Origin of the sequence: Pseudomonas machongensis (assembly GCF_034961125.1) — a bacterium.
GTDB classification, from domain to species: domain Bacteria; phylum Pseudomonadota; class Gammaproteobacteria; order Pseudomonadales; family Pseudomonadaceae; genus Aquipseudomonas; species Aquipseudomonas machongensis.
On the sequence record NZ_JAYFUI010000076.1, the window covers coordinates 1 to 12,444 of the forward strand.

Annotated in this window: 10 protein-coding genes and 1 tRNA gene; 6 read left to right on the forward strand and 5 right to left on the reverse strand. The window is 64.0% G+C overall.

Features of this window, described 5'->3' with window-relative positions; all coding sequences use genetic code 11:
- Positions 1–67 precede the first annotated feature (67 nt).
- Both VA602_RS07595 and VA602_RS07600 read right to left on the reverse strand, forming a co-directional pair.
- Positions 68–787 (reverse strand): lysophospholipid acyltransferase family protein, encoded by a 720-nt coding sequence (locus VA602_RS07595; protein WP_323452900.1) that lies wholly within the window; start codon positions 785–787, stop codon positions 68–70.
- 130 nt (positions 788–917) lie between these two features.
- The gene (locus VA602_RS07600; protein WP_054891971.1) at positions 918–1,607 is read right to left on the reverse strand and encodes a crotonase/enoyl-CoA hydratase family protein; all 690 of its coding nucleotides are present in this window, start codon (positions 1,605–1,607) and stop codon (positions 918–920) included.
- A gap of 289 nt (positions 1,608–1,896) precedes the next feature.
- Here VA602_RS07600 and VA602_RS07605 point away from each other — a divergent pair.
- A tRNA-Ser gene (locus tag VA602_RS07605) sits at positions 1,897–1,986 on the forward strand.
- A 120-nt stretch (positions 1,987–2,106) separates the two neighbouring features.
- On the opposite strand, the gene VA602_RS07610 is transcribed toward VA602_RS07605, so the two are convergent.
- Positions 2,107–4,242, reverse strand: coding sequence for a TonB-dependent siderophore receptor (locus VA602_RS07610; RefSeq protein ID WP_323452901.1), 2,136 nt, complete (start codon positions 4,240–4,242; stop codon positions 2,107–2,109).
- A gap of 236 nt (positions 4,243–4,478) precedes the next feature.
- The gene (locus VA602_RS07615) at positions 4,479–4,853 is read right to left on the reverse strand and encodes a hypothetical protein (RefSeq protein ID WP_054891968.1); all 375 of its coding nucleotides are present in this window, start codon (positions 4,851–4,853) and stop codon (positions 4,479–4,481) included.
- Between the two features lie 442 nt (positions 4,854–5,295).
- Here VA602_RS07615 and VA602_RS07620 point away from each other — a divergent pair, with 442 nt between their 5' ends.
- The 5 genes from VA602_RS07620 to VA602_RS07640 all read left to right on the forward strand — a co-directional run bounded on the left by VA602_RS07620 (position 5,296) and on the right by VA602_RS07640 (position 11,606).
- Positions 5,296–6,753: a serralysin family metalloprotease gene (locus VA602_RS07620; protein ID WP_323452902.1), complete on the forward strand. Its 1,458-nt coding sequence runs from the start codon at positions 5,296–5,298 to the stop codon at positions 6,751–6,753.
- A gap of 70 nt (positions 6,754–6,823) precedes the next feature.
- Positions 6,824–7,201, forward strand: a complete 378-nt coding sequence (locus tag VA602_RS07625) for an AprI/Inh family metalloprotease inhibitor (RefSeq protein ID WP_153774626.1) — start codon at positions 6,824–6,826, stop codon at positions 7,199–7,201.
- 37 nt (positions 7,202–7,238) lie between these two features.
- On the forward strand, positions 7,239–8,960 hold the full coding sequence (locus VA602_RS07630; RefSeq protein WP_323452903.1) for a type I secretion system permease/ATPase: 1,722 nt from the start codon (positions 7,239–7,241) through the stop codon (positions 8,958–8,960).
- Positions 8,957–10,249 (forward strand): HlyD family type I secretion periplasmic adaptor subunit, encoded by a 1,293-nt coding sequence (locus tag VA602_RS07635; protein ID WP_323452904.1) that lies wholly within the window; start codon positions 8,957–8,959, stop codon positions 10,247–10,249. Before VA602_RS07630 ends, VA602_RS07635 begins: the two co-directional genes overlap by 4 nt.
- Before the next feature lie 10 nt (positions 10,250–10,259).
- Positions 10,260–11,606 (forward strand): TolC family outer membrane protein, encoded by a 1,347-nt coding sequence (locus VA602_RS07640; protein ID WP_065862102.1) that lies wholly within the window; start codon positions 10,260–10,262, stop codon positions 11,604–11,606.
- A 34-nt stretch (positions 11,607–11,640) separates the two neighbouring features.
- On the opposite strand, the gene VA602_RS07645 is transcribed toward VA602_RS07640, so the two are convergent.
- A complete protein-coding gene (locus VA602_RS07645) occupies positions 11,641–12,390 on the reverse strand; it encodes a 3-oxoacyl-ACP reductase family protein (RefSeq protein WP_323452905.1) in 750 nt (249 codons plus the stop codon).
- Between the last annotated feature and the right edge of the window lie 54 nt (positions 12,391–12,444).

Consider the following 12,444-nt stretch of genomic DNA (forward strand, 5'->3'; position numbering starts at 1 on the left):
TGCCTGCTTCTTCGGTTGGACACCCCGACAGCTTGGGCCGTGCTGCGGCGTAGAGCAAGCTGGCGGCTCAGGCCTGCGGCAACTCCCGCTCCATACGATCGATGCACTGCTGCATCTGCAGTCGGCATTGCTCCATCAGCGCCGGCACGTCCTGCTGCCCCAGGCCATGGGTGGCGATCGGTGGCAAGGAGCGGACGATCACCGTGCGCTGTCGCCAACTGTTGAGGCTCAGGCGTTTGGCGTAGCGGCTGACGCATACCGGCACGATCGGCACGCCGGCCTCGACCGCCATGTGGAACGCGCCTTTCTTGAACGCCAGCAGATGTTCAGTCGGATTGCGTGTGCCTTCGGGGAAGATCCAGATCGAGGTGTCGTCGCGCAGGATCCGCGTGGTCAGTCGCATCGCCTTGCGCGCCTGGTAGGCATTCTTGCGGTCCACCAGTACGTTGCCGCCTAGCCAGAACAATTGGCCGAACAACGGAATCCAGCCCAGGCTCTTCTTGCCGATGGCGACCGTACGCCGTGGAACCACCTGGCCGAGGATGAACAGGTCGTAGTTGGATTGATGATTGGCGACGATCACGCAGCCGGGCGGCTGGTCCCACAAGGGGCCGACTTCAGCCTTGACCCGGATGCGCATGAGCCAGGCTGCCGGCACGCTGTAGAGGCGGGCGAACAGGCGGCTGTTATCGGGGTTGAAGGGGCGGCACAGGCCGATGACCAGGCCGACGGCGCCGACCAGCAGGAAGTGCAGCGCCAGAAGGAGCATGCGAAGCATATAGAGCATGATACGGCTCACACCAGACAGTCGCGGCGCAGTGTACGACCGTGCACTGGTCAGGGCAAACCGGCGAGCAGAGACCGGTCGCGTCCTGGCTTTGCTGGAGCGGCACGCGGCAGCTCCAGCAAGCCTGGTTTCAGCCCATGTGGCCCTTGTCGGCCTCGATTGCCTTGTCGAGCGTTTCCAGCAGCGCCTTGCGCACTTTGCGCTTGGTGTTCTTGTGCGCCAGCATGTTCAGTTTCTTCAGTTCCCGCGCCGCGCTCAGCGCCGTTTCCTGGAGTTGCTCGGCGGGTACTACCTTGTCAAGGAACCCGGCCACCACTGCCCCGTGCGGGTCGAAGACCTCGGCATTGTTCACCGAGCGCTGGAAGGTCGAGCGGGTCAGGCGGTCGCGGGCCAGCTCGATCCCGGCATGGTGCATGGTCATGCCGATCTGGACCTCGTTCAGGCAGATCTTGTACGGGCCTTCGACACCGATACGGTAGTCGGCCGACAGCAGCAGGAACGCGCCCTTGGCCACGGCATTGCCAGGGCAGGCGACGATCACCGGGAACGGGTGCGAGAGCAGGCGGCGGGCCAGGGTGGAGCCGGCAGTGACCAGGTCGATCGCCTCTTTGGGGCCGGCGGTCATCACCTTGAGATCGTAACCGCCGGAAAGAATGCCTGGCTGGCCGGTGATGATCACCACGGCACGTTCTTCCTCGGCGCGGTCCAGTGCTGCGTTGAAGGCGGTGATGACGTCCGGCGAGATCGCGTTGACCTTGCCGTTGTTCAAGGTCAGGGTGGCGATGCCGTCTTCGGCGTGGTAGGTAATCAGCTCGCTCATGACAGAGTCCTTTGGGTGGCGTGGCGATGACGTTACCCAGCAGCGCAGGCCAGGTAAAGCGCCAAGGCTGACTGGCCGGTCAGCCTTGGCCAGCTACCCCGTGTGGCGTCGGGGCAGGTGTCCGGAATGCGGAAAAAGCGCAGGCCAGATTGGCAGCATCGCCCTGGCTGGCCAGGCTTTTCCGGGGCGAGGCTTAAGCGCATGAAAATTCTGAAAAAAATGCTTGCCAAAGGAAAGGTCTTCTACTAAATTAGCGCGCCTCGACAGGCTGAATGGCTTGAAGAGATCCGGTGAAGTGTCCGAGTGGTCGAAGGAGCACGCCTGGAAAGTGTGTATACGAGAAATCGTATCAAGGGTTCAAATCCCTTCTTCACCGCCACATTCCACAAGAAACCCCTGAATCGAAAGGTTCAGGGGTTTTTTGTTTGCGTGAAATCCGGCTTGGCGGGCTCGCCCGCGAACACCGACCAAGCCGGTGGCCGCGGGGGACGCGATATATTCAGAAACTGACCGACGCCGACAGTCTTGCCGTGCGCGGCGCGCCCTGGAACAGATAGTTGTCGCCCAGGTAATCCCCCACATCGCGCCAGTAGCGCTTGTCGAAGAGGTTATCGACCGTCAGGCGCAGCACGGTGTCGTAGTCACCGAAGCGGATGCGGTAGCGGCTGCCGATATCGAATACCGTGTAGCCGCCGACCTCGACGTTGCCTGCCTGGCTCGCGTACTTGCTGGCGCTGTAGCGTGCACCGCCGAGCAGTGCCAGGCCCGGCACCGGGAGGTTGTATTCGGCTTGCAGCGCCGCGCGCAGACGAGGCACGTTGATCGCCTGGTGGCCCTCGTAGGCGTCGGTGCCGCTGTTCTTCACCCGGGCGCGGATTGCGGCGGCGCTGGCGTGCAACTGCAGGTTGGATGTCACCCAGCCGCTGGCGCCGAGCTCCAGGCCGGTGTTCTTCTGCTGGCCTTGCTGCACATAGATTGGGTCCGTACCGTCCTGCGGGCGGGCGTACTGGTAGGCCTGGCGGATCTGGAACAGCGCTGCGCTCAGGCTCATGCCTTTCCAGTCGCGCTTGATGCCCACTTCCAGTTGGCGCGACAGGGTCGGGGCGAGGATCTCGGCAGCGTTGCTGGCGAACCAGGGCGCGGTGCCGCCCGCCGACAGGCCTTTGGACCAGCTGGCGTACAGCGTGGTGTCCGCTTGCGGCTTGTAGATCAGCGCGGCGTTGGGCAGCAACTGGTATTGGCGGGTATGGCGGCCAGCAGCACCGGTTTCGTCCCAGGTCTTTTCGTCCAGGCGCACTTCGCGGGCGCCGAGCACGGTCTGCCATTGCTCGTTGAAGCTGATGCGGTCGCTGACGAACAGGCCGTACTGGCGGCTGTCCAGACGACGTTCGCTCGGGCCGATGGGGCGGTCGGACGGTGACTGAGCGGGCGCTCCGGTGTAGATATTGCCGCCCTGTCCAAGAGGCTCGTTGTAGTAAGTGCGCTGATCGAGGGTCCGACGCTGCGCGCTGCTGCCGACAGTCAGTTCATGGCTAACGCCCAAAGCATCGAAACGCCCTTCGAGGGTGGCCTGCAGTTCGTCGATGCGCCGTGTGTCATCGGGGCTGCGGAAATCATAGATATCGTAGTCGCCATTACTGCCGAAGAACGCGCCCTCGCTGGAGCCCCAGGCGAAGGCGCTGTAGTCGTCGATCACCACCTTGCTGCGCGAAGCGCTGACCGTGCCGGTCCAGGTCTCGTTGAAGCGGTACTCGAAGCGTCCGCCCAGGTTCAACGAGTCGTTCGTCACAGGCTTGGCCCAATGCTGGTAGGCCAGGCGGTCGTCCGGGTCGATGCCGTGGGGCACCTGGGTGCCGCCCAGCAACTGGTAGCCGGGCACCGAGCGCTGTTCGCGGTGCTGATACTCGACATCGAGTTGCAGGGTGGCGTCGGGGTTGATCTGCCAGTCGAATGCCAGCGAGGCGAAGTCGCGCTTGCCGTCGGCATGGTCGACGTAGGAACGGATGTCTTCATGGGCGAGGTTGGCGCGCAGGCCGAACTGTTTCTCGCTGCCGAACCAGCCGCCGAGGTCGGTGGCCAGGTAGCGTTCGCCCTGCTCGTTGGTCGAGACGGTGACACTGCGCACATCCTCGGCGCGCTTGGTCACATAGTTGACCAGCCCGCCGGGTTCGGACACGCCGCTCTGCAGGCCCGATAATCCCTTGAGCAATTCGACCTGTTGCTTGTTCTCCAGCGCCACGTTCTGCTCGCCGGCGATGGTCTGGCCATTGATCCGATAGCTGCTGGCGGCATTCAGTTCGAAGCCGCGCACGTTGAAGTTCTCGTAGTAGCCGATCGGCGCGTAGCTTTCGCCGACCGAGGCATCGCTTTGCAGCACCTCGCTGAGCAGGCGTACCTGGCGATCATCGAGCAGTTGGCGGCTGAACACGCTGACCGAGGCCGGGGTGTCGAGCAGCGGTGCGGCATGCCAGCCGCCGACCTGGGCTTCGCGAGGTTGATAGCCGTCATCGCCGCTGCGTTCGGTGACCTGCAAGGGGGCGAGGGTCACGCGTTCATCGGCCAGACCCTGACCAGCATGCAGCGCAAGGCCCAGGCCAAGCAGGCCAAAGGGCAGGCGGGGGCGAAGCGGGATCATGCAAGGCTCCTTGGAAGGCGGACGCGCCGGTATGCTCCGGCGGCAGTCGGTGGGGCGGTTGGCAAAGGGGGCGCAATGGTAGCAGGGGTGTCAGGGGCTGTGCGGTGTTCTTTTCGCGGGCAAGCGCGCTCCCACGGGTATCACACTGCTCTTGCGTTCAGTGGGGTACCCGTGGGAGCGGGCTTGCCCGCGAAAGGAACACCTCGATCATGCAGACGAACTCGAACCCGATCGTTTTACCTGGCGCCCGAGCGCTGACGCTGGCGCCAGGTGTCGTCGATCTTCGACCAGGTCTTGCCATCGGTAATGGCCAGCAGCTTGCGGCCATCCTTGAAAGTGGCGAGAAAGGTGGCCTCCTCCTCTTTGCCGCCAAGCCACAATCCGGCGAGCATGCCGACCGGCCCGGCCACCAGGGCGCCGGCTACACCCCAGCCTAGGGTGGCGCCCAGGTTGCGGTTCGATTCCAGGCTGGCGAGCCGGAGGTCCTTGATACGGGCCAGAGAGATACGCTCACCGGCCTGGCTGCGTGGGGTCTTGAGTGTGAGCGATCCGTTGCGATACTCGCCTTCACCTTGCAAGAAATCGCCGGATTGCACCGTGAGTCTTGTCATTGTGTCGTCCTGTCAGTGGAGGGGCTGTGACCAGCACCTACTGAGCGCCGCGCCCCTCGGCAAGTCAACGAGCAGGCGACGGAGGGTCGTGCGACCGGTTGTCGCGAGGCCAGATGCCATTAACGAACAACGGTCTTGAATCATCAGCAGGACGTCGCTTTTTCATAATAAAACTTCCCGGCCTTGAATAATAAACCGGTCAGTCATTATCTGGAGTATGGGTACTCCTCAATACACCTGATGCATAACAGTTTGCGCAAATAACAGCGGCGCACCGCTTATTTCTCCGTTCGGAAGATTGGCGTCAAAAAACACTGGACAGAAAGTTTCTGAATGTGTCAGTTTTTTTGCGCCTCACAAGGGCGAGTGACAGGATGCTCTCGCCGAAAGTTTGAGCGTTCCTGTCGAACATCAACTTTTCCGCAAACAAGGAAGTGTCTGCATGTCGAAAGTCAAAGCAAATGCTGTTGTTTCTGCTGCCTCGGTGTTGCAACCGAACGGGCCGAGTTCGGCCTTCGGGCTGATCAACAGCTTCGCCCACCAGTACGATCGCGGTGGTGCGAACATCAATGGCAAACCTTCGTTCACCGTCGATCAGGCAGCCACCCAACTGCTGCGCGACGGGGCGTCCTGGAAGGACCTGAACAAGGACGGCACCATCAGCCTCACCTACACCTTCCTGACCAAAGCGCCGGCGGACTTCGCCAGCCGTGGCCTGGGCAGCTTCAGCCAGTTCAACAACCAGCAGAAAGCCCAGGCCAAGCTGGCCATGGAGTCGTGGGCCGACGTGGCCAAGCTGAGCTTCACCGAGGCAGCTTCGGGCGGCGACGGTCACATGACCTTCGGCAACTTCAGCGCCAGCAACGGTGGCGCGGCGTTCGCCTACCTGCCGTTCGACGGATGGGGTTCGCACAAAGGTGAGTCGTGGTACCTGATCAATAGCGGTTATCAGGTGAACATCAATCCCGACACTGGCAACTACGGTCGCCAGACCCTGACCCACGAGATCGGCCACGTGCTCGGCCTGTCCCACCCCGGTGACTACAACGCCGGCGAGGGCAACCCGAGCTACCGTGACGCTTCGTATGCACAGGACACCCGCGGCTACAGCGTCATGAGCTACTGGAGCGAAAGCAACACCGCGCAGAACTTCGTCAAGGGCGGCGGGCAGTACTACGCCTCGGCCCCGCTGATGGACGACATCGCGGCGATCCAGAAACTCTACGGCGCCAACTACGCCACGCGTTCGGGCGATACCGTGTACGGCTTCAACTCCACGGCTGATCGCGACTTCTACTCGGCCACCTCGGCTTCGTCGAAGGTGGTGTTCAGCGTGTGGGATGGCGGCGGCAACGATACTATGGACTTCTCCGGGTTCACCCAGAACCAGAAGATCAACCTCAACGAGGCTTCGTTCTCCGATGTTGGCGGCATGATCGGTAACGTCTCGATCGCCAAGGGCGTGACCTTGGAGAACGCCATTGGCGGTTCGGGCAACGACCTGTTGATCGGCAACGCGGTGGCCAACGTGCTCAAGGGTGGTGCCGGCAACGACATCATCTACGGCGGTGGCGGGGCTGACACCCTCTGGGGGGGAAGCGGTGCGGACACCTTCGTCTATGGGGCCATCAGCGATTCGACAGCCAAGGCGCCGGACCGGATCATGGATTTTGTCAGCGGTCAGGACAAGATTGATCTGTCAGCCATCTCGGCGTTTTCCCAGGGCAAGCTACCGCTAGAGTTCGTCAGTGCCTTCACCGGACATGCCGGCGAGGCCGTTCTCAGCTACGACCAGGCGACCAACCTGGGCAGCCTGTCCATCGACTTCACCGGCAATAGTCTGGCTGACTTCCTGGTGACCACCGTAGGTCAGGCCGTCGCCACGGACATCGTGGTCTGACGGGCCGGGAGCGGCCCGCGTAGCGCTGCGCGGGTCGCTCCCAGCCACATGGACCACGCGAGGTGGATGGATGCGAGCAATCAAACGAATGATCGCGCTGGGCGCGATTCCCTTGATGTCGATGACCGAGGTAGGTATGGCGAGCAGCCTGCTACTCCCCAACGCCGCGCAACTGGCCGGGCGCTGGGCGCTTTATCCGCAGCAGCAGCAGGCCAATGCCTGTACCCTGCGCCTGTCGGCCAGCGAGGGCGCGCTTGACGGCGACCTGGCCTGCGCCGAGCGCTTGCTCGGGATTCGTCCGGGCAGTTGGCTGGTGACACCCGACACCCTGGCACTGGTGGGCGGCGACGGCAGCACGGTGGTGCATTTCAGCCGACAGGGCGCCGGTCGCTATACCTGGACTTCAGCCGCCGGCAGTGCAGTGGTGCTGGAGCGTGTGGACAATTAATTACCCGGCCAAGTTATAACGGCAATAAGGGCGAAACATGAAACTTCCGAGCAACAGGCCCGGCGCACTTTTGTGGGCGGCACTTGGCGAATTCAAATCGACTTTGATCAGCGTCGGTTGTTTTACTGCGTTGATCAATATTCTCATGCTCGTGCCGTCGATTTATATGCTGCAAGTGTACGACCGTGTACTGACTTCGCAGAATGAAACCACCCTGTGGATGTTGACCCTGATGGTGGTGGGTTTCTTCGCATATATGGGCGTGCTGGAAGCGGTGCGCAGTTTCATTGTGATTCGCGTCGGCCATCGACTGGAACAGCGCTTCAACCTGAACATCTATCGCGCCGCGTTCGAACGTAACTTGCGCCAGGGTGATGGCGCCGCTGGCCAGGCCTTGAACGACATGACCCAGGTGCGCCAGTTCGTCACTGGCCCTGCGTTGTTCGCCTTCTTCGATGCCCCCTGGTTTCCGGTGTACCTGGCGGTGATTTTCCTGTTCAACGTCTGGCTGGGTGTGCTCGCCAGTGCCGGAGCCTTGCTGTTGGTACTGCTGGCCATGCTCAACGAGCGCCTGACCCAGCGCCCGCTGGCCGAAGCGAGCAACCTGCAGCAGCAGTCGAGCAGCCTGGCCGGCAGCCAACTGCTCAACGCCGAAAGCATCCAGGCCATGGGCATGCTCGGCGCGCTGCGCCAGCGCTGGTTCGCCTTGCACGGGCGCTTTCTCGAGTTGCAGAACCGGGCCAGCGACACGTCGGCAGTGATCACTGCCACCAGCAAGTCCCTGCGCCTGTGTTTGCAGTCGCTGGTGCTGGGCCTGGGTGCGCTGCTGGTGATCGAGGGCCAGATGACGCCGGGCATGATGATCGCCGGCTCCATTCTCATGGGCCGGGTGCTGGCGCCGATCGACCAGCTCATTGCGGTGTGGAAGCAGTGGAGCGGTGCGCAGTTGGCCTACAAGCGCCTGGAAACCTTGCTGCAGGAGCATCCTGAACCGCCAGTGCCAATGTCGCTGCCAGCGCCTGACGGGCAGCTGTCCATCGAGCAGGTCAGCGGCGGGCCACCGGGGCGCAGGTTCGCCACGGTGCAGCAGGTCAGTTTCGCCCTGGCGCCCGGTGAGGTGCTGGGGGTGCTGGGGGCTTCGGGCTCCGGCAAGTCGACCCTGGCCAGGTTGCTGGTGGGTGTCTGGCAACCGCTGGCGGGCCATGTGCGCCTGGATGGCGCCGAGCTTTCCCAGTGGGACCGCGATGCGCTCGGTCCGCATATCGGCTATCTGCCGCAAAGTATCGAGCTGCTGCGTGGCAGCATTGCCGAGAATATCGCCCGATTCGGCGAGCTCGATGGCCATAAGGTGGTGGAGGCTGCGCGTCTGGCGGGGGTGCATGAATTGATCCTGCGCTTGCCGCAGGGGTACGACACGCGCCTGGGCGAGGGCGGTGGCGACCTCTCTGGCGGCCAGAAACAACGTATTGCCCTGGCGCGCGCGCTCTATGGCAGCCCCTGTCTGATCGTGCTCGACGAACCCAACTCCAACCTCGACAGCCTTGGCGAGGCGGCGTTGGCCAATGCCATCGTCCAGTTGAAGGCTCTGGAGCGCACGGTGGTGCTGGTGACCCATCGCAGCGCGGCGCTGGCCCAGGCTGACAAGTTGCTGGTGATGAACGACGGGCGCGTGCAGGCGTTTGGCCCTGCGCGGGATATTCTCCAGGCGCTGGGCCAGGGCACCGCACAGCGGCCGCTGCAAGCCGGAGGTGGTGCATGAGCCGCGTGACGAGCGATGCACGCTTTTACGTGCGCCTTGGCTGGCTGCTGACCCTGCTGGGGTTTGGCGGATTCATGGCCTGGGCCAGCCTCGCGCCGCTGGATCAGGGCGTGGCGGTGCAGGGCACCGTGGTGGTGTCGGGCAAGCGCAAGGCAGTGCAGTCGATGGCTGCCGGGGTGGTCAGCCGGATTCTGGTCAGCGAAGGGCAGGTGGTGCGCCAGGGTGAGCCGCTGTTCCGCCTCGATCGTACCCAGGTCCAAGCAGATGTCGAGGCGCTGCAGGCCCAGTACCGCATGACCCAGGCCAGCCTTGCGCGTTGGCGCGGTGAACGGGACAACGCGGGGCAGGTGCAGTTTCCTGCCGAGCTGATGGATGAGTCCGATACGCAACTCGGCCTGGTTGTTGAAGGTCAGCGCCAGCTGTTCGATAGCCGTCGCCAGGCCCTCGCCCGTGAACAGGGCGCGGTGTCGGCCAGCATCGAAGGCTCCCAGGCCCAACTGGCCGGCATGCGCCGGGCACGGGGCGACCTGCAGGCCCAGGCTGATTCCCTGCGCGAGCAGTTGGACAATCTGCGCCCGCTGGCCGGCGAGGGCTACATCCCGCGCAATCGGGTACTCGAATACCAGCGGCAGTTGTCCCAGGTGCAACGTGACCTGGCGCAGAACGCAGGCGACAGCGCGCGCCTGGAGCAAGGCATCGTCGAGGCCCGGCTCAACCTGCAGCAGCGCCGCGAGGAATACCAGAAAGAGGTGCGCACCCAACTGGCCGAGGCCCAGGTCAAGGCCGCGACGCTGGAGCAGCAGCTCAACTCGGCACGCTTCGAGTTGCGTCACAGCGAGATCCTCGCACCCGCCGACGGCATCGCCGTCAACCTGGGCGTACACACCGAGGGTGCAGTGGTGCGGGCAGGCGACACGTTGCTGGAGATCGTGCCGCAAGGCACAGCGCTGGAGGTGGAGGGGCGCTTGCCGGTGAACCTGGTGGACAAGGTCGCGCCGCAGTTGCCGGTCGATATCCTGTTCACGGCCTTCAACCAGAACAGCACGCCACGGGTCACCGGCGAAGTGGCGCTGATATCGGCCGACCAGTTGCTCGACGAGCGAAGCGGCCAGCCGTACTACGTGCTGCGCAGCACCGTCAGCGAAGAGGCGCTGGCGCGTTTGCAGGGCTTGTCGATCCGTCCGGGCATGCCCGCCGAACTGTTCGTGCGCACTGGCGAGCGCTCGCTGCTCAACTACCTGTTCAAGCCCCTGCTCGACCGTGCAGGCAGCGCCTTGACCGAACAATAAGGACGCTGCGATGAAATCATCTGCCACCGGTCTGCTGGCCGCCTGCGTGCTGCTGCCGACACTGGCCCAGGCCGGCATGGGGCCGTTCCAGGTCTACGAACAGGCCTTGCGCCGCGATCCAACCTACCTCGCCGCCTTCAAGGCCCGCGAGGCAGGCCAGGAGTACCGCGCCATCGGACGTGCAGGCCTGCTGCCCAATCTTTCCTACAGCTACAACAAGGGTCGCAACGATTCGAAGGCCAGCTACCTCGGTGACTCGCGTCGCTCGAGCGAAGACCGGCGCTATGACAGCTATGGCTCGACCTTCATCCTCCAACAGCCACTGTTCGACTACGAAGCCTATGCCGCCTACCGCAAGGGGGTGGCCCAGGCGCTGTTCGCCGACGAGAGCTTCCGCGACCAGAGCCAGCAGTTGCTGGTGCGGGTGATGACCAGCTATACCCAGGCCTTGTATGCCCGGGACCAGATCGCTATCAGCGTGGCCAGCAAGCAGGCCTATCGCCAGCAGTTTCAGCAGAACCAGCGCCTGTTCCAGGCTGGCGAGGGGACGCGCACTGACATCCTCGAGGCCCAGGCGCGTTTCGAACTGGCCGATGCCGAAGAAATCCAGGCACGTAACGACGAGGATGCTGCATTGCGCGAGCTCGGTGCGCTGATCGGCGAGCCGGCGGTGCGCATCGATGAGCTGGCGCCGCTGCGCAGTGGCTTCGCCTTCCCGCAGGTTACGCCGACCAGCTATGAGGCCTGGCAATCGCTGGCGCTGGCCAGCAACCCGCAACTCGGCTCGCAGCGCCATGCGCTGGAAGTGGCGCGCTACGAAGTCGAGCGTAATCGCGCCGGGCACCTGCCCAAGGTCAGCGCCTTCGCCACTTCGCGGCGCCAGGAGTCGGACAGTGGTAACACCTACAATCAGCGCTACGACACCAACACCGTCGGTATTGAGATCAGCGTGCCGCTGTTTGCCGGTGGTGGCGTCAGCGCTTCGACGCGCCAGGCCAGCCGGCATCTGGAGCAGGCCGAGTACGAACTGGATGGCAATACGCGCAACACGCTTATCGAACTGCGCAAGCAATACAACGCCTGCGAGTCCGGCGCCAGTCGCTTGCGTGCCTATGAGCGGGCGCTGCAGGCGGCCGAGGCGCTGGTGGTGTCGACGCGCAAGAGCGTGCAGGGAGGCGAGCGGGTGAGTCTGGATGTGCTCAATGCCGAACAGCAACTGGCGACCACCCGGCGTGACCTGGCGCGGGCGCGCTACGACTACCTGCTGGCCTGGATCAAGCTGCATTACCAGGCAGGGACCTTGAGCGAAGCGCAGTTGGCGCGGGTGGACGAAGCCTTCGTGGCGGCTGGCGGATAGGGGCGGCCAGTGGGCCGCTCCCTGTCGCAATGGCTCAGGCGGCGAAACCGCCATCGGCCAGCAGGCTGGCGCCGGTGATGTAGCCAGCCTCAGGCCCTGCCAAGTAGGCGACGAAGCTGGCGATTTCATCGGCATGCCCGTAGCGTCCGATCGCCATCAACGGGATCAGGCTGTCGGCGAACTCGCCGCTGGCCGGGTTCATGTCGGTGTCCACCGGGCCAGGCTGCACATTGTTGACGGTGATGCCCTGAGGGCCGAGGTCACGGGCCATGCCGCGGGTCAGGCCGACCAGCGCGGACTTGCTCATGGCGTAGGGCGCGCCGCCTGCGAACGGCATGCGTTCGGCGTTGGTGCTGCCGATGTTGATGATCCGGCCACCCTGGCCCATGTGTCGGGCCGCGGCCTGGCTCGCCACGAACACGCTGCGCACGTTGATCGCCAGCATGCGGTCGAAGTCGCCGAGGTCGAATTCGGTCACTGGCGCCACGGCCAATACGCCGGCGTTGTTGACCAGGATGTCGAGGCGGCCGAAGGCTTTGACGGTGTCGTGCACCGCTTGCTGTACCGCGCTGGCATCAGCGCTGTCGGCGCGCAGGGCCAGAGCGCGGCCACCCTCGGCGTTGATGGCGTCAGCCAGGGCCTGCGCGGGGGCAGCGGAGCTGACATAGGTAAAGGCGACCTGTGCGCCTTCGCGGGCCAGGCGCCGGACAATCGCGGCACCGATGCCGCGGGAACCGCCCTGGACCAGGGCGACTTTGCCTTCGAGGTTCGATACGGGGGACATGCTGCTCTCCTGAAGCGAGCAAGGCGGTGTGCCTTGGATGGGGCCAGTATCGGC